This window comes from Bradyrhizobium sp. JHI2711 (assembly GCF_056156565.1).
In genome coordinates, this window is record NZ_JBPZPT010000001.1 from 1,251,219 (window position 1) to 1,268,119 (window position 16,901).

The window sequence follows — 16,901 nt, forward strand, 5'->3', positions numbered from 1 at the left end:
TCACGCGGCTTTCAGCGCCTTGAGGGTCCGCTCGCAGATGGCAGTTATGCCGGCCCAGTTCCCGGCCCGGATTTCCGCCGTCGGGCACAGCCAGGACCCGCCGACCGCAACGACATTGGCTTCAGCCAGCCAGGTCGCGGCATTGGCCTCGCCCACCCCGCCGGTCGGGCAGAACCGCACGTTCGGGAACGGCCCGCCGAGGGCGCGCAGGCCCTTGATGCCGCCGGCCTGCTCCGCCGGGAAGAACTTTGCGACGTCGAAACCGTAGGACAGCGCCATCATCAGTTCCGAGGCCGTGGCAATCCCCGGCGCGAACGGCAATGAGCTGTCGGTCGCGGCCTTGAGCAGATCGGGGGTCAGGCCCGGGCTGATGCCGAACGCGACGCCGAGCTTCTCGACGCGGCTGAAGTCGGACGGGTTGAGAATGGTGCCGATGCCGACGACCGCCTCGGGGACCTCGGTCATCACCGCGCGCGCCGCCTCGATCGCAACGGGGGTGCGCAAGGTCACCTCCAGCGTGCGGACCCCGCCGGCAACCAGCGCGCGCGCCAGCGGCACCGCATCCTGGATGCGCTCGATGGTGAGGACGGGAATGACGGTCGCAGCCTTGAACAGCGCGACGAGGTGGTTCTGTTGGGCAGCCGTGGTCATGGGTCTCGATTCATTTGGTCGCTGTCTAATTGTTGGCCTGGCGGGACGCCGCCGGCCGGTGCCGCTTCTTCGGCGGCATGGCATAGCCCGGAATGATGGCGCCGGGATAGCAGATCACGAGGCTGGCGAGCCGATGTCCTGATAGGGCCGCCTCCACCGGCTCGGCGCCGGCGAGCCGGGCCGCGATATAGGCCGCGGCGAAGCTGTCGCCGGCGGCGGTGGTATCGACCACGGGCTTGGTCATGGGCTCGGCGCGGACCTCGCTGGCGCCGCCGGGGTAGCGCAACAGGCTCACCGGCTCGGGCAGACGGAACACCAGTTCCGGGGTTGGGATGCGCGCCATCAGCTGGTCGTGACTTTCGCCGGGATGGAGCGCGAGCAGATCCTCGGTCGAGGTCAGCACGATGTCGGCGGCCGCGAAGGCGGTCGCAAACACCTCCCGCGCGATATCGCGGTCCGGCCAGCCGCGCGCGCGGAAATTGGTGTCGAACACGAAGCGAGTGCCGAGCAGGCGCGCGCGCTTGATGGCGCCGAACAGGCGCTCGCGCCCGGCCGCGTCGTAGATCGAGAGCGTGATCGCAGAGAGATAGACGACGTCGTAGCTCATCAGCGAGTTGAGCAGCTCGTCCGTCTCCGGCAGGCTCATCAGCTGGCGCGCGGCCGCACTGTCGCGCCAATGGAAGAACTGGCGCTCGCCCTCCGCATCCGTCTGGATCATGTAGAGGCCGGGCAGCTTGCCCGCGAGCCGCACGACACGCCGCGTGCCGACGCCTTCCGCATTCCAGGCAGCGACCATCTCGTCGCTCAGGGCGTCATCGCCGAGCGCGGTGAGATAATCGACCTTGACGTCCAGCCGCGCCAGATACACCGCCGTGTTGAGGGTGTCGCCGCCGAAGCCGCGTGAGTACAGGCCACCGCCCTGCCCCTGCCCGGCGGACGCGCCGCCCTGGGCCTGCCGCAGCTCGACCATGCATTCGCCGATGCAAGCAACGCTCGCCATCATCAGGGCCCGCTCAGTCCGAGCTCAGGCGACGAAATTGCCGCCGAGCTCGTCTTCGATGTGAATGCGGATGATATCGTCGAACGTCTTCTCGGCGGTGGTGAAGCCGAGTTCGCGCGACCGCCTGGCATCGAAATTGCGCGGCCAGCCGCCGACGATGCCGACGATGAAGGGATCGGGCTCGCGCTTGATGCGCGCGGCGACCTTCTCGCCCGCAACCCGCTTCAAGGCGGCGATCTGCTCGCCGACCGTGGCCGATAGGCCCGGCATGGTCAGGTTGCGGCGCGGGCCGACAGTGGCGAGATCCATGGTGCCGGCGTGAAGCAGGAAGCCGACGGCCGAGCGAGGCGTCGCGTGCCAGTGGCGGACGTCCTCGGAGACCGGGAGGATCGCTTCCTTGCCGGCGAGCGGTTCGCGCAGAATGTTGGAGAAGAAGCCCGATGCCGCCTTGTTGGGCAGGCCCGGCCGGATGCAGATGGTCGGCAGGCGGATGCCGATGCCGTCGAGGAAGCCGCGGCGGGAATAATCGGCGAGCAGGAGTTCGCCGATCGCCTTCTGCGTGCCGTAGCTGAGCAGCGGGGTATGGAAGAACTCGTCGCTGATCGCATCGGGAAACGGCGCGCCGAACACTGCGATCGAGGACGTGAACACCACGCGCGGCTTGTAGCCGCCGCCCGCAAGGCGGATCGCATCGAGCAGCATCCGCGTGCCGTCGAGATTGATGCGATAGCCCTTGTCGAAGTCGAGCTCGGCCTCGCCGGAGACGATCGCGGCGAGATGGAAGATCACGTCGGGGCGACCTGCGATCAGTTTCTCGGCGGCACCGGGGACTGCGAAATCGCCCGAGACGGTATCGACCGGGAAGCCGGCCTTCTCCGGCTTCTTGGGCTCGACCACGTCGTGCATGGTCAATTTCGTGATGTCGCTCGTGCCGAGTCGGCCGTCGCGCAGCAGCCGTTCACAGAGTTTGCGGCCGACCATGCCGGCGGCGCCGAGAACCAGAATGTGCAAGAGCTCAACTCCTTCTTATTGGCCGGAGCGCGCCGCGCTTGAAACCATTGGCGCGCCCTCGGCAAGCCCCGCGATCATTCCTTCACGGCGCCGGTCATCGCCGACACATAATGCTCCACGAAGAAGGCGTAAAGGATCACGAGCGGCAGCGAGCCGGCCAGCGCGCCCGCCATCAGCGAACCCCAGCGGTAGATGTCGCCGTCCACGAACTCGTTCACGATCGCGACCGGCACCGTCTTGTTGCTGGTCGATTGCAGGAACGTCAGGGCGTAGATGAACTCGTTCCAGCACAGCGTGAAGCAGAAGATGAAGGCCGAGATCAGGCCGGGAATGGCTAGCGGCACGACGATCTTGACCAGGATCTGCCAGCGGCTCGCCCCGTCGATCAGCGCGCATTCCTCGAGCTCGAAGGGGATGGTCTTGAAATAGCCCATCAATAGCCAGGTCGAGAACGGGATCAGGATGGTCGGATAGGTCAGGATCAGCGCCAGCGGCGAATCGAACAGGCCGTACTGATACACGACCGTGGCGAGCGGAATGAACAGGATCGACGGCGGCACCAGATAGGCGAGGAAGATCAGCCCGCCGACGAGATTGGCGCCCTTGTAACGCAAGCGCACGATGGCGTAGGCGGCGAACACCGAGGCGATGATCGAGAGCACCGTGGCGCAGATCGCCACATACATCGTGTTCCAGAGCCAGTACGGATAGTAGCTCTCGAACAGCAGCTTGTGGAAGTGCTTGAAGGTCGGATTCCAGGTCCAGAACGGATTGTACTTGTCGAGGTCGAGCAGCTGCTCGTCGGGTTTCACCGAGGTCAGCGCCATCCAGTAGAATGGGAACAGCAGGACGACGACGATGATCGCGAGCGGCAGGTACAGCGTCACCAGCCTGCGCGGCACCGACTGCAGATAGCTCATGCCCTCGCTGTGATCATCCTTCGCGACTGTCGGAGCCGAGCTATGCAGGACGGCCTTGAGATCGATCCGCGAGGTGGGGAGATCAGTCATTGTTTTCTCCCTGCTGCCACTTGCGACGCTGCAGGCCGAACCAGGACACCATGATGGCGGCGAGCAGGAACGGGATCATCGCACTGGAGATCGCGGCGCCCTCGCCGAGCTGCCCGGCGATGATCGCACGCTGATAGGACAGGGTCGCCATCAGATGAGTGGCGTTGACCGGGCCGCCACGCGTCATCGCCCAGATCAGCTGGAAGTCGGTGAAGGTGAACAGCACCGAGAAGGTCATCACGACGGCGATGATCGGCGTCAAGAGCGGATAGGTGATGTGGCGGAAATTCTGCCAGCGCGTGGCGCCGTCGAGCGTCGCGGCTTCATAGAGCGACGGCGAGACGGTCTGGAGGCCTGCGAGCAGCGTGATCGCGACGAACGGCACGCCGCGCCAGATATTGGCGAAGATCACGCAAATGCGTGCCCAGGTCGTGTCGCCGAGGAAGTTGATGTTCTGGTTGATCAGGCCGAGCTGCTTCAGCGACCAGGAGATGATCGAGAATTGCGAGTCGAAGATCCACCAGAAGGCGAGCGCGGAGAGCACCGTCGGAACGATGAAGGGGATGAGCACCATCGCGCGCAGCATCGCCTTGAACGGCATGTGCTCGTTGAGCAGCAGCGCGAGGTAAAGGCCGATGCCGAATTTGAAGGCGCTGGCGACGAAGGTGTAGAGCAGCGTGTTGAACACCGACAGCCAGAAGATGGAATCGTCCCACAGCCATTCGTAGTTCTCGAAGGCGATGAACTGTCCGACCCTGCCGATGCGCGTGTCCGTGAAGGACAGCCAGATGCCCAGCCCCAGCGGATAGGCCAGGAAGAAGATCAGGAACACCATGGCCGGCACCATGAACCAGAAGCCGAGCCAGTTGCGATTGTGTTTAAGCTGGGCCCAGGCGCCAGCCTCGGTCATCTGAGGCTTGGCCCGGGGAATTGCGACATCAGCCATGCCCGATATCCCTGATCGAAATGTTGACGGGCGGGCGGCCGAAGAGGCGCCCGCCCCGTGACTGTTCAGCGATAGATGCGCTTCAGCTGGCGCTCGGCTTCCGCCATCGCGCCCTTCGCATCCTTGGCGCCGGTGCAGTAATTGGCGAACATGTCGACGACGATGAAGTCGGCGATCGCGGTTGCCGCCTTCTCGCCGACGGTGCCGATGCCCGACGCCGGCAGCGTGCGCTTGGAAGCCTGCGAGAACACGGCGTTCTTGGGATCGGCCGTCCAGATCGGCGCCGATTCATAGGCATTCAGGGTCTGCGTCAGATAGCCCTGCGCGCCGGCCAGCCACTTCTCGTAGTTCTCCTTCTCCAGCATGAAGGCGACGAAGGCCTTCGCAGCATTCGGATATTTGGTGAAGTTGAAGGCGAGGATCGGCAGCGCCAGCTGCAGCTCGGTCGGCTTGCCGACCGGACCGACCGGCCAGAGCGCGTGATAGGTGTCCTCGGTGAGCTCCTTCTTGCTGGGATCGGTCTTGGCGGCGACGTAGATCGAGATGCCGTTCGCCGTGCAATAGAGCTCGCCGGCGAGATACGCCTTGTTGTTGGAGGAATCGTTCCAGGACGCCGTGCCCGGAATGAAGTTGTCGTACAGCGCCTTGCAATATTCCAGCGCCTTCGCCGTCTCCGGCGAATTGATGACGATCTTGTCGTTCTGGTCGACCGTGTAGGCACCGTGGCCCCACAGCACCCAGTGCAGCCAGGAATTGCCGTCGCCCGAGGCGTGACCGAGCGCGAAGCCGGCCGGCGTGTTGTTGGCCTTGAGCGCCTTGCACATCTCGAGGAAGCCGGGGAAGTCCTTCGGGAATTCCTTGAAGCCAGCCTTGTCGAGCGCCGACTTGCGGTAGGTCATGTAACCGCCGTTGGTCGCGACGGGAATGCCGAGCCAGTCGTTGCCGAGCTTGCAGGTTTTGGCCGCCGCATCGGTCCAGCCGCCGTATTTGTTGCCGAGATAATCGGCGACATCGTTCATCTTCAGCACTTTGGTCGGGAAAAGCTGCGGCAGGGTGTGCAGACCCCAGGCGAGATCGAGGCCGGAGCCGGTATTGGCCGCAACCGAGGCCTTCGGCTGCACGTCCTCGAAGGACTCGCTGAAGGTGTTCATCTCGGTGCCGGTCGCGGCCTTGAACGCCGCCACCATCGCGTTGAACGCATCGTCCTCGGCCGGTACGAAGCGCTTCCAGCGCATCACGGTCAGCTTGGCGCCCGGCTCGGCCTTCCAGGGCGCGCTCTGCGCCCAGGCCTTGGCGAAGTCGAACAGTGCCGGCCCCGTCAGCATGCCGGTCGCAGCCAAAGCGGTGCCGCCTTGAAGCAGAGACCGGCGGGTAAAGTCTTGCATGTTGTCCTCCCTGTGATGCTTTTTGTTGTCTATGCCTTGTCGTCTAATGCGTTAGGCGTTCATGCGTTTGCCCGTCGCATCGTCGAACAGATGGACCAGCGATGGCTCGGGCTTCAGCCGCACCTTGTCGCCCGGATTGAACTGGTGACGCTCGCGGAAGACCGCGACGACCTGCTCGCCGCCGAGCTTGGCAAACACCTGCGTCTCCGAGCCGGTCGGCTCGACGACGATGATCTCGGCCTCGGCGCCGTCATCGGCGATGGTGAAGTGCTCCGGCCGCACGCCATAGACCGCAGGACGGCCGTCGGAATTGGCGGGCGCGGTCTTGAGCGGGAGCTTGACGCCGTTCGGTCCTTCGAAGCTCGCAACGCCGTTGACGCGCACATGGCCTTTGAGGAAGTTCATGGCAGGCGAGCCGATGAAGCCGGCGACGAACTGGTTGTCGGGCTTGTCGTAGAGCTCGAGCGGGGTGCCCATCTGCTCGACGATGCCGTCATGCATGACAACGATCTTGTCGGCCATGGTCATGGCCTCGATCTGGTCGTGGGTGACGTAGACGGTCGTCGTCTTCAGCCGCTGGTGCAGCTCCTTGATCTCGGTGCGCATGGCCACGCGCAGCTTGGCGTCCAGGTTCGACAACGGCTCGTCGAACAGGAACACCTGCGGATCGCGCACGATGGCGCGGCCCATGGCGACGCGCTGGCGCTGACCGCCGGAGAGCTGTCGCGGATAGCGGTCGAGCAGCGGCGACAGCGCGAGGATCTCGGCGGCGCGCTTGACGCGCTTGTTGATCTCGTCCGAGCTGGCATTCCGCAACTTGAGCGAGAAGCCCATGTTGTCGGCGACCGTCATGTGCGGATAGAGCGCGTAGTTCTGGAAGACCATCGCAATGTCCCGCTCCTTGGGCTGGACATTGTTGACGACGCGGTCGCCGATCGAGATCGTCCCGGAAGTGATGTTCTCGAGGCCGGCGAGCATGCGCAGAAGCGTCGACTTGCCGCAGCCGGAGGGGCCGACCAGGACGACGAACTGGCCGTCCTCGATCGGAATCGTCACGCCGTGCAGGACTTCAAAATTGCCGAACGATTTCCGCACGTCGCGGATTTGCACAGACGACATCTAGCTCCCTCCTCGAAAGTCCACGGCGCCTCTCGCGCCGCGACCGTCTTGTTTTTCGGACTTTACCGAACCAGGCCCGATATTAGCGGGCAACATTGTCGGTAGTTTGTGCGGTTTTGGCAATTTGTCTTTGGTTAGTCGTTGCTGGTAGCGCTGTCAACGTTCCTTTGTTTGCGGGACTGACTGTGTTAAGAGCAGCAAATGGGTCGAAAACGCACCAAGTCAGGCAAAATCCGGCTGGCCGAAGTGGCCGAGCTCGCCGGCGTCAGCCCGATTACCGCGTCGCGCTTTTTCCGCAATCCGGAGGCCCTGTCGGTCGCCAAGCGGACGCGGGTCGAGAGCGCCGCCAAGGAGCTCGGCTATGTGCCCAACCTTGCCGCGCGCGCCCTCGCCTCGCAACGCACCGAGGTCATCGGTGTCCTGATCCCATCGCTCACCAACAACGTGTTCTCGGACGTGCTGCGCGGCATCTATGACGCCTCCGAAGGCAGCCGCTACTCGATCCAGTTGTCAAACACGCGCTACAGCATTCTCCAGGAAGAGAAGTTGCTGCGTCTGTTTCTGGCACAGAAGCCGGCCGGGCTGATCGTCACCGGCATCGACCAGACCGCGGAGTCGCGCGCGATGCTTCAGGCCGCGGACTGTCCGATCGTGCAGATCATGGAGATAGGCCCGGACCCGGTCGACATGATGATCGGCTTTTCGCACCATGATGCGGCCCGCGCGGCGATCGCGCATCTGTTCGAGCAAGGTCACCGCAAGGTCGGCTTCGTCGGCGCGAGGATGGATCCCAGGGTGCAGCGGCGGCTGGACGGATATGTCTCGGCCATGAGGGACGCCGGATCGTTCGATCAGCGCCTGGTGGTCACGACGGCGACGCCGACCTCGGTGACGCTCGGCGGCGCCCTGTTCACCGATCTGCTGGCGCGCGAGCCGGACATCGATGCGGTGTTCTGCGCCAACGACGACCTCGCGCTCGGCGTGCTGTTCGAATGCCGGCGCCGGGAGATCGCGGTCCCCGGGCAGATCGCGATCGTCGGCTTCAACGATCTCGAATTCATGGCCGCCGCCGTCCCCACCCTCACCAGCGTCCGCACCAACCGCTATGAGATGGGCAAGACGGCCGCCACCATGCTGATCGACGCGATCGAGGGCCGCCGCCCGGAGCAGCCGGTGCTCGATCTCGGCTTCAAGGTGATCGAGCGGCAAAGCTCGTCGGCGCGACGTTCGGACAGCAGGCCAGCCGTATCAGGCGCGGGCGCGGCGAACAAAATGATAGCGTTACCAAGCAGCCACGACTAGTATCGGAATCGTGAGGAAACGACCCGCCAGCGGGAAGGCAGATCATCGCGCGCGCCGTTGGGCACCGCACATGCCGACACCATGAGACGGACGGTAGTCGCGTTTGCATTGCAGGAGAAACCAATGACAAAGAAACCAACCAACGGGCATGCCGCCGGCAGCAACGGTACCCGCCGCCATCTTCGCTCGCAGGAATGGTTCAACAACCCGCACAATCCGGGCATGACCGCGCTCTACATGGAGCGTTACCTGAATTACGGCCTCACCCGCGCCGAGCTGCAATCCGGCAAGCCGATCATCGGCATCGCCCAGACCGGCAACGATCTGTCCCCCTGCAACCGCCATCATCTCGAGCTCGCGCACCGCGTCCGCGAAGGCATCCGCGAGGCCGGCGGCATCGCGATGGAATTCCCGACCCATCCCATTCAGGAGACCGGCAAGCGACCGACCGCGGCGCTCGACCGTAACCTCGCTTATCTCGGCCTCGTCGAAATTCTCTACGGCTATCCGCTCGACGGCGTGGTGCTGACCACCGGCTGCGACAAGACCACGCCGGCCTGCATGATGGCGGCGGCGACGGTGAACCTGCCCGCGATCGTGCTGTCGGGCGGCCCGATGCTGAACGGCTGGCACAATGGCGAGCGCACCGGCTCCGGCACCATCGTCTGGAAATCGCGCGAGCGGCTCGCGGCCGGCGAGATCGACTATGAAGAGTTCATGGAGATCGTGGCCTCCTCGGCGCCCTCGGTCGGCCATTGCAACACCATGGGGACGGCCTCGACCATGAACGGGCTTGCCGAAGCGCTCGGCTTCTCGCTGCCGGGCTGCGCGGCGATCCCGGCGCCCTATCGCGAGCGCGGCCAGATCGCTTACGAGACCGGAAAACGCATCGTCGAGATGGTCTGGGAGGATTTGAAGCCTTCCGACATCCTGACCCGCAAGGCGTTCGAGAACTGCATCGTGATCAATTCGGCGATCGGCGGCTCGACCAACGCGCCGATCCACATCAACGCCCTCGCCCGCCATATCGGCGTCGAGCTGTCGATCGAGGACTGGCAGAAGTTCGGCCACGACGTGCCGCTCCTGGTCAACATGCAGCCGGCCGGCTTCTATCTCGGCGAGGAATTTCACCGCGCCGGCGGCGTGCCCGCGGTGGTGCGCGAATTGATGAAGCACAAGCGCATCCATGAGGACGCGGTCACGGTCAACGGCCGCGGCATCGGCGAGAACTGCAAGAACGCGCCCGCTCCCGACAACGACGTGATCTGGGCTTACGACAAGCCGCTGGTGAAGGACGCCGGCTTCCTGGTGCTGAAGGGCAATCTGTTCGATTCCGCGATCATGAAGACAAGCGTGATCTCCAAGGAATTCCGCGACCGCTACCTCAGCAACCCGAAGGACCTCAATGCCTTCGAGGGCCGCGCCATCGTGTTCGAGGGGCCGGAGGATTATCACGAGCGGATCGACGATCCCTCGCTCGACATCGACGAGCGCTGCGTGCTGTTCATCCGCGGCACCGGCCCGATCGGCTACCCCGGTGGCGCCGAGGTTGTGAACATGCAGCCGCCGGCGGCGCTGATCAAACGCGGCATCCTGTCCCTGCCCTGCATCGGCGACGGTCGCCAGTCCGGCACTTCTGGCTCGCCCTCGATCCTCAACGCCTCGCCTGAAGCGGCCGCCAATGGCGGGCTTGCCGTCCTCAAGACCGGCGACAAGGTCCGCATCGACCTCAACAAGGGCAGCGCCAACATCCTGATCTCGGACGAGGAGCTGAAGAAGCGCCATGCCGAGCTCAAGGCCAGCGGCGGCTTCAAGCATCCGCCGAACCAGACGCCGTGGCAGGAGATCTATCGCAACACCGTCGGCCAGCAATCGACCGGCGCCTGCATGGAGCTCGCCACGCGCTACCAGAACGTCGCCGGTACGTTCGGTGTGGCGCGGGACAATCACTGACACGGTCATTCCGGGGCGCGACGCAGTCGCGAGCCCGGAATCCATTCATCCACCGGCGCTGTGGCGCGATGGATTCCGGGTTCGCGCCAAGAGGCGCGCCCCGCGAAAGAAAATTCGCAGGAGAAACAACATGGCAGACCGCCTCAAGGGAAAGCGCGCCGTCGTCACGGCTGCCGCGGCAGGCATTGGGCGCGCTTGCGCCATCGCGTTCGCGCGTGAAGGCGCAACCGTCATCGCCACCGACATCAACGAAGCCGGCATCGCGAGCCTGACGAAGGAAGGCATCGCCGAGGTCGCAAAGCTCGACGTCCGCAACACCGCCGACGTCAACGCCTTCGCCAAGCGCGTCGGCAAGATCGACATCCTGCTCAACGCCGCCGGCTTCGTGCACCACGGCACCATCCTGGAATGTTCGGAAGAGGACTTTGACTTCTCATTCGATCTCAACGTCAAGTCGATGCACCGGACCATCAAGGCTTTCCTGCCCGACATGATCGCCGGCGGCGGCGGCAGCATCGTCAACATCTCGTCCTGCGCGGCTTTGAGGCCGCCGGCGAACCGCTACGTCTACAGCTCGTCGAAAGCGGCGGTGTCGCTGCTGTCCCGCGCGGTCGCGCTCGACTTCATCACCAAGGGCATCCGCTGCAACTCGATCTGTCCCGGCACCGTCGAGACGCCTTCGATGCTCGACCGCGCGGCAGCCCAGGGCCCGCAGGGCAAGGAGATGTTCATCTCGCGCCAGAAGATGGGCCGGCTCGGCACCGCCGAGGAGATCGCCGCGATGGCGGTCTATCTCGGCAGCGACGAGAGCGCCTTCACCACCGGCGTCGATCTCGTCGTCGACGGCGGCTACATGCTCTGACGCAGGAAGGCCTCCGGCATGAACAAGATCGATCTCAACGGCCGCATTGCCATCGTCACCGGCGGCGCGCAAGGCTTTGGCCGCGCCATCACCGAGCGCTTCGTCGCCTCCGGTGCCAAGGTCGCGATCTGGGACTTTGACGCCGCGCTGGCCGAGAAGACGGCAAAGGAGATCGGCGGCGAAACGAAAGTCTTCAAGGTCGACGTCACCGACACGGGGGCCGTCGAGCAGGCACGCGATGCGACGCTCAAGGCCTTCGGCAAGATCGACATTCTCGTCAACAACGCCGGCATCGCCGGGGTCAACAAGCCGGTGTGGGAGACGGACCTGGAGGATTGGCGCAAGGTGCTGCGCATCAACCTCGACGGCCCCTTCATCGTCTCCAAGGCGATCGTGCCCGAAATGCTCAAGCAGAAATACGGGCGGATCGTGAACATCGCCTCGATCGCAGGCAAGGAAGGCAACCCGAACGCCGCGCATTATTCGGCGTCCAAGGCCGGCCTGATCGCGCTGACGAAGTCGCTCGGCAAGGAGCTCGCCGGCCACGACATCCTCGTCAACGCGGTGACGCCGGCGGCGGCGAAGACGGCGATCTTCGACCAGATGACGCAGCAGCATATCGACTTCATGCTGTCGAAGATCCCGAAGGGGCGCTTCGTGCTGGTGGAAGAGCTCGCCGCGATGGTGAGCTGGCTTGCGTCGGAGGACTGCGCGTTCTCGACCGGCGCGGTGTTTGATATTTCCGGTGGGCGGGCGACCTATTGAGGACATCATGATCCGGGAAGGTGGTTGCCTGTGCGGCGCGGTGCGTTTTAAGGCGGAGGGCGAGCCGCTCAACGTCCGCATCTGCCATTGCCGCATCTGCCAGAAGGCGATGGGTTCGCCCTATTTCGCCCGCGCGCAGTTCGACCAGCGTGCGCTGAGCGTCGACGGCGAGACTGCACGCTACGCCTCCTCGGAGAATATCGATCGCGTGTTCTGCAAGCGCTGCGGCACGCGGCTTTTCGCCTGGCGCCGCAACGGCACGCTAGCGCGCGTTGCGCTCGCCACCTTCGATGATCGTAACGCCTTTGCGCCGACCGAGCACATCTGGGTGTCGGAAAAGCTCGCCTGGGTGAAGCTCGACGACGGCTTGGTGCAATATCCCGGGACGATCCCGGCGTGACTTTGCGCGACTGCACGGCGGCCGGCCGAAGCATCCATCTGCAGCGTGGCAATTCGGAACCGGCCACCCTATGTTGAGCCGAAGCGTTGCTGCGCCGGTTTGGTCAGGACGGCTGCAAGGCCGCTAGCTAACCGAAATGGATGAGCTGTGAACATTTCCTTGTACGACCTGTCGGTGTGGGTGCTTCCCCTCGTGCTCGCCATCACCTTCCATGAGGCCGCGCATGCCTTCGTCGCGGACCGGCTCGGGGACAACACGGCCGCGCAGCTCGGCCGCGTCAGCTTCAATCCTATCAGGCATATCGACCCGTTCGGCACCGTCATCCTGCCGGCGATGCTGCTGTTCGCGCATTCGCCGTTCCTGTTCGGCTACGCCAAGCCGGTGCCGGTAAACTTCCGCAAGCTGAACAATCCCAGGCTCGACATGGTCTGGGTAGCGCTGGCCGGACCCGCCACCAACATCCTGCTGGCGCTCGCCACCGCCCTCGCCTTCCATGCCCTGCCGCTGGTGCCCGCGAGCGCGGCGAAATGGGTTGCCGACAACCTCAAGAATGCCCTCATCATCAACGCCATCCTGGCCGTCTTCAACATGATGCCGATCCCCCCGCTGGACGGCGGCCGAGTTGCGGTCGGGCTGCTGCCGCGGGCCCTCGCCTTGCCGCTGGCCCGGCTCGAGCCGTTCGGTATGTTGATCCTGATCGGGCTCTTGATCCTGCTGCCGCTGGCGGGCTCGCAGTTAGGTCTAAATCTTGATGTTATTTCAGCAATACTGCGGACGTTGACCGGTTATGTGATTCAGGCTGTTCTCTTCCTGACCGGCAATGCGTAGTTGAACCGGAACACCCGAACACGAGCCGAAAGGCCAGAGGCCGACTTGGTCAAAGCTGCCGATATGCTGATCGCGCGACGCGCCGACACCCGCGCCCGCGCCGATTTCGCCACCTGGAAGATGATGGCTAAGCTCAACGGGGCGTCCGCGCTGCCTCCGGAGGCCCAAGAGTTCCTGAGCAGCTACAGGAACCTGTTGGCGCAGATGAGCGAGGGCGAAGCCACCGAGGCCACCATCGGTGCGATCTACAAGGCCTATTACGTCGAGATGGGTGGCGCTGGAACGCCGCCCGACGTCCGTCCGCGCGAGGCCGAGCCGGCAGCGGATAATGTTACCGCTTTCCGGCGCCCGGCGCCGAAGCCGAAAAGCGCTGGTTTCTTCGGGACAGGCGCGGCCAGCGGAGCCCAGAAACGGCCCCTGCCCGTGGCGCTGATCTTCGCCTGCCTGGTGGTGGTCTATGTCGGGATCCGGCTCTACTGGCGTTGAGCCGACTTCTTGTTGGCGGTCTTCTTCGATTTCTCAGGGGCGAAGCTGATCTCGAGGGTGCGCTCGAAACGCTCCTCGGTCAGTTGAACCGGAGGCGGCTCGAAAGGATCCGCCTTGCGAACCATCGAGATCGCAGCTGCATCGTAGGCGGCGTCGCCGGACGACGCGATCACGTCGACCGAGACCACATTTCCCTTTCGGTTGAGCGCGAAACTCACCGTGACCTTCTGATTGGCGTTCTCTCTGCCTTCCGGATTGATCTGGTGCTGCTTGATACGCGCACTGATTTTCTTGTTCCAGTCCACCGTGATCTTCAGGATGTCCTTGCCGAGCCCAACCACCGGCGCCAGGGCCTTTTCGGCCTCGCGCGTTGCGTCCTCGAACGTTTGCCGGGCCATATCAACCTGCTTTGGGGCAGCCTCCATGGCGGGCGTTTCAACGGCAGCCGCCTTCGGATCGTCGTCCTGCTCCTTCTTCGCAACCTTTTCGCTGACAATGCGATCGGGATCCTCGGCCTCTTGCGGTCGATCTTGAGGAAGTTCCGTCTCCTTCAGTTCGGCCTTCTGCTCCGGAAGCTCCGGGCGCTCCTCTTGTGCCGCGGAGTCGTTTGGTCCGGTCGGCAAATCGGATTCCTGAGCCTCCGGCGAAGCCATCTCGACGGCGAACTCGGCTCCGGCCGCGCCGAGACCATCGCCGTCGTCGTCGCCGTGCAAATGCGCCAGCGCGAGCGCAGCACCGCCGAGATGCAGGGCGAGCGCGGCCGCCGCCGCCAGGATCCAGAGCTTCCGGGATGGTCTCGGTTCGTCCGCCATCGTTCCGTCTTCTTAAGGCTGGGCGGCGCCTGCCACAGGCGCCCCCGGTGCGCCTTCCAGCGCGACCAGCTTCACCCGCGTATAGCCGCCCGAGCGCAAGAGCTCCATCACGCCCATCAACTCGCCATAGGGCACCGAGCGATCAGCGCGCAGGAAAACGTACTTGTCCTTGCTCATCTCGGAAAGGCCGTCGAGGGTTCCGATCAACTCGGCCCGGTGAACGGCGTTCTCCCCGATCGCGAGCGTCAGATCGGGCTTGATGCTGAGATAGGTCGGCTTGTCCGGCTTCTTCTGCGGCGTGGCACTCGACGTCGGCAGATCGATCGGCAGGTCGACCGTGGACAGCGGCGCGGCGACCATGAAGATGATCAGCAGCACCAGGATGACGTCGATGAACGGCGTGACGTTGATGTCATGCGTTTCCGAGAAATCGTCGTCGTCATCATTGTCAGCGAGCGAAACGGCCATGGTCTACTCCGCCGCGCGCGAATGCACGCTGCCGTGGCTGCGGTCGAGATCACGCGACAGCAGTCGCCCCGCCGCGCCCGAGGCGCGGCTGACGAGCTCGAGATAGCCTTTCGTCACGCGCGAGAAGTGGTTGTAGATGATGACGGCGGGAATGGCGGCGACGAGGCCGATCGCGGTGGCGAGCAGCGCCTCGGCGATGCCGGGCGCGACCACGGCGAGGTTCGTGGTCTGCGACTTCGAGATGCCGATGAAGCTGTTCATGATGCCCCAGACCGTGCCGAACAGGCCGACGAAGGGCGAGGTCGAGCCGATGGTCGCGAGCACGCCCATGCCGATCCGGATGCGCCGTTGCTCCGCGCGCACGATCTCGGAAAAGCTCGAGGCGGCGCGTTCCTTGATGCCGGCATCGCTGGACAGGCCAGCCGAGATCCGCGCTTCGCGCAACGCCGCCGCAAGGAACGACGGCAGGATGCCCTCCTTGGTGCCGAGCGCCATCTGCGCTTCGGCAAGCGAGCGCGCCTCCGCAATCTTCTTCAACGCCGCACGCAGCTTGCCGGAGGCGACCGACAGCTCGATCGACTTGGCGATGAAGACGGTCCAGGTCATCAGCGAAGCGAAGGCGAGCCCGATCATCACCGCCTTCACGATGACGTCCGCCGACATGAACATCACCCAGGGCGACAATTCCTTCATGGCCGCAGCCTCGGGCTTCGCACCCGCGGGATTGGCGGCCACCGGGGCGGCGCCCACGACGGCGGGAGCCGTCGAGGCCGCAGGCGCAGCTGCCGGGGGGACGGTCCCGGCAGCGGACGGCTGAGCCGTCGATGGGGCCGCTGCCGGCGGGCTCTGCGTCTGGGCGGAAACGGGGGATGCGAGCCAGGCAGACGCCAGCATCAAGGCTGCGGCAAGGCTTGCTTGAAAGGAGATGGTCTTCATACTTCGGCCCAGTAGCGAATGAGATTGTGATAGATACCCGTCAATTTGACCGTTTCGGGATCGTCACGCCCGAGCCGTTCCACCAGCGCCTGTATCGCGGTGTCGAGGCCATAGATCATGCTCCGGGCTTGATCGTCCCGTATCATGCTCTGAAGCCAGAAGAAAGACGCAACCCGCGTCCCCCTGGTCACGGGGGCGACGAGAGGTGCTGGAGGATAGAGCACAAGGCCCTCCAATTCCTGTCGTTCACACGCGTCGAACGAATGTCGCCTGTTGGTATCGGCCACGCAATTGCGGGTCAATGCGTGCCGTTCGCGAGAACCCTTGAATAGATCAAGATCAAAACGATTCTAAACTGCCCCGCTCTCTGAGCGAAGGATGCGTCCTAAACGCAAATCGATTGCTGGCCACTCGATCGCCGCTCTGGGTTTCATCAGCCACAGCAACTCGTCGACGGTCTTCGCAACGGCGCGCACGCGATCGGTGCTGTCCATGCCGGCGATGTTGGCGCCGTTGACAACGGCTTTGATTTCGTCGCGAAAGTCGGTGAGGAAGCACAAGGGATCGCGCTGCTCGTTGGCGACACGCGCGATCAACCCCTTGATCAGAATCTGGCACGCGATCAGCTTGCCGTTCAGCTCGTGCATGCTTTGCTCCGTCGCTGCGGCGCCGAAATGGACGATGCCGAAATCCATGGTAACCGAAACGGCTACGAGGCGACTTAGAACCGTTCTTGCGGCAGATCCGAAAGGCAGCGCGGCGCGGGGCCGATCGGTCCTGAGCACACTGCTCCGCGTGCTGCGCAAGACTTGCACGCCGGCCGGTCGCGGCGGGAAAACGCGGCATTGCACGTCGCCGCGCCAACGAGCTGCCTACACGGTGCAAAGCTTTCCAATTGTTTAGGATTCTCACCCGATAGTGCTGTTTACTCTGGAAGTTGGCGTGTATTATACATCATGCTGGAACC

The 16,901-nt window shown here is 64.2% G+C and carries 18 protein-coding genes and 1 pseudogene; 7 read left to right on the forward strand and 12 right to left on the reverse strand.

Annotated elements, in window-relative coordinates:
• The 7 genes from eda to ACTEK7_RS06100 all read right to left on the reverse strand — a co-directional run bounded on the left by eda (nt 1) and on the right by ACTEK7_RS06100 (nt 7,122).
• Nucleotides 1–651 carry a bifunctional 4-hydroxy-2-oxoglutarate aldolase/2-dehydro-3-deoxy-phosphogluconate aldolase gene (gene eda / locus ACTEK7_RS06070; RefSeq protein ID WP_225146592.1) on the reverse strand — a complete coding sequence of 217 codons (651 nt, stop codon included), beginning with the start codon at nt 649–651 and terminating at the stop codon, nt 1–3.
• A gap of 25 nt (nt 652–676) precedes the next feature.
• Nucleotides 677–1,651 carry a sugar kinase gene (locus ACTEK7_RS06075; RefSeq protein WP_225146777.1) on the reverse strand — a complete coding sequence of 325 codons (975 nt, stop codon included), beginning with the start codon at nt 1,649–1,651 and terminating at the stop codon, nt 677–679.
• Between the two features lie 24 nt (nt 1,652–1,675).
• A complete protein-coding gene (denD, locus tag ACTEK7_RS06080) occupies nt 1,676–2,662 on the reverse strand; it encodes a D-erythronate dehydrogenase (protein ID WP_225146591.1) in 987 nt (328 codons plus the stop codon).
• A gap of 74 nt (nt 2,663–2,736) precedes the next feature.
• The gene (locus tag ACTEK7_RS06085) at nt 2,737–3,672 is read right to left on the reverse strand and encodes a carbohydrate ABC transporter permease (RefSeq protein WP_036034295.1); all 936 of its coding nucleotides are present in this window, start codon (nt 3,670–3,672) and stop codon (nt 2,737–2,739) included.
• A complete protein-coding gene (locus tag ACTEK7_RS06090) occupies nt 3,665–4,582 on the reverse strand; it encodes a carbohydrate ABC transporter permease (protein WP_463671653.1) in 918 nt (305 codons plus the stop codon). The genes ACTEK7_RS06085 and ACTEK7_RS06090 overlap by 8 nt, the downstream gene beginning before the upstream one ends.
• Before the next feature lie 101 nt (nt 4,583–4,683).
• Nucleotides 4,684–6,003 carry an ABC transporter substrate-binding protein gene (locus tag ACTEK7_RS06095; protein WP_036022467.1) on the reverse strand — a complete coding sequence of 440 codons (1,320 nt, stop codon included), beginning with the start codon at nt 6,001–6,003 and terminating at the stop codon, nt 4,684–4,686.
• Nucleotides 6,004–6,054: 51 nt separating this feature from the next.
• Nucleotides 6,055–7,122: an ABC transporter ATP-binding protein gene (locus tag ACTEK7_RS06100; protein WP_036001178.1), complete on the reverse strand. Its 1,068-nt coding sequence runs from the start codon at nt 7,120–7,122 to the stop codon at nt 6,055–6,057.
• A 201-nt stretch (nt 7,123–7,323) separates the two neighbouring features.
• Here ACTEK7_RS06100 and gntR point away from each other — a divergent pair, with 201 nt between their 5' ends.
• From gntR to ACTEK7_RS06135, 7 genes are all read left to right on the forward strand, one after another.
• Nucleotides 7,324–8,424, forward strand: coding sequence for an HTH-type transcriptional regulator GntR (gntR, locus tag ACTEK7_RS06105; protein ID WP_225146589.1), 1,101 nt, complete (start codon nt 7,324–7,326; stop codon nt 8,422–8,424).
• Nucleotides 8,425–8,547: 123 nt separating this feature from the next.
• Entirely contained in the window at nt 8,548–10,377 is a 1,830-nt protein-coding gene (locus ACTEK7_RS06110) for an IlvD/Edd family dehydratase (RefSeq protein ID WP_036001184.1), read from the forward strand.
• A gap of 130 nt (nt 10,378–10,507) precedes the next feature.
• Complete coding sequence (locus ACTEK7_RS06115) at nt 10,508–11,239, forward strand: SDR family oxidoreductase (protein WP_036001186.1); 732 nt, start codon at nt 10,508–10,510, stop codon at nt 11,237–11,239.
• Between the two features lie 18 nt (nt 11,240–11,257).
• Nucleotides 11,258–12,004 carry an SDR family NAD(P)-dependent oxidoreductase gene (locus ACTEK7_RS06120; RefSeq protein WP_225146588.1) on the forward strand — a complete coding sequence of 249 codons (747 nt, stop codon included), beginning with the start codon at nt 11,258–11,260 and terminating at the stop codon, nt 12,002–12,004.
• Between the two features lie 7 nt (nt 12,005–12,011).
• On the forward strand, nt 12,012–12,404 hold the full coding sequence (locus ACTEK7_RS06125) for a GFA family protein (protein ID WP_225146587.1): 393 nt from the start codon (nt 12,012–12,014) through the stop codon (nt 12,402–12,404).
• A 147-nt stretch (nt 12,405–12,551) separates the two neighbouring features.
• Nucleotides 12,552–13,232 (forward strand): site-2 protease family protein, encoded by a 681-nt coding sequence (locus ACTEK7_RS06130; protein ID WP_036001193.1) that lies wholly within the window; start codon nt 12,552–12,554, stop codon nt 13,230–13,232.
• Nucleotides 13,233–13,295: 63 nt separating this feature from the next.
• Nucleotides 13,296–13,718, forward strand: coding sequence for a hypothetical protein (locus ACTEK7_RS06135; RefSeq protein WP_036034307.1), 423 nt, complete (start codon nt 13,296–13,298; stop codon nt 13,716–13,718).
• Here the strand turns inward: ACTEK7_RS06135 and ACTEK7_RS06140 are convergent.
• From ACTEK7_RS06140 to ACTEK7_RS06160, 5 genes and pseudogenes are all read right to left on the reverse strand, one after another.
• On the reverse strand, nt 13,706–14,530 hold the full coding sequence (locus ACTEK7_RS06140; protein ID WP_036001198.1) for a TonB family protein: 825 nt from the start codon (nt 14,528–14,530) through the stop codon (nt 13,706–13,708). The two genes, ACTEK7_RS06135 and ACTEK7_RS06140, sit on opposite strands and share 13 nt — an antisense overlap.
• Nucleotides 14,531–14,542: 12 nt before the next feature.
• Nucleotides 14,543–14,998: a TonB system transport protein ExbD gene (gene exbD / locus ACTEK7_RS06145; RefSeq protein WP_036001202.1), complete on the reverse strand. Its 456-nt coding sequence runs from the start codon at nt 14,996–14,998 to the stop codon at nt 14,543–14,545.
• A 3-nt stretch (nt 14,999–15,001) separates the two neighbouring features.
• Nucleotides 15,002–15,934: a tonB-system energizer ExbB gene (gene exbB, locus ACTEK7_RS06150; RefSeq protein ID WP_225146586.1), complete on the reverse strand. Its 933-nt coding sequence runs from the start codon at nt 15,932–15,934 to the stop codon at nt 15,002–15,004.
• Nucleotides 15,931–16,137, reverse strand: a pseudogene (locus ACTEK7_RS06155) (PKHD-type hydroxylase); the annotation flags it as partial. The pseudogene ACTEK7_RS06155 and the gene exbB, both read right to left, overlap by 4 nt.
• Nucleotides 16,138–16,284: 147 nt before the next feature.
• A complete protein-coding gene (locus tag ACTEK7_RS06160; RefSeq protein ID WP_225146776.1) occupies nt 16,285–16,581 on the reverse strand; it encodes a hypothetical protein in 297 nt (98 codons plus the stop codon).
• Between the last annotated feature and the right edge of the window lie 320 nt (nt 16,582–16,901).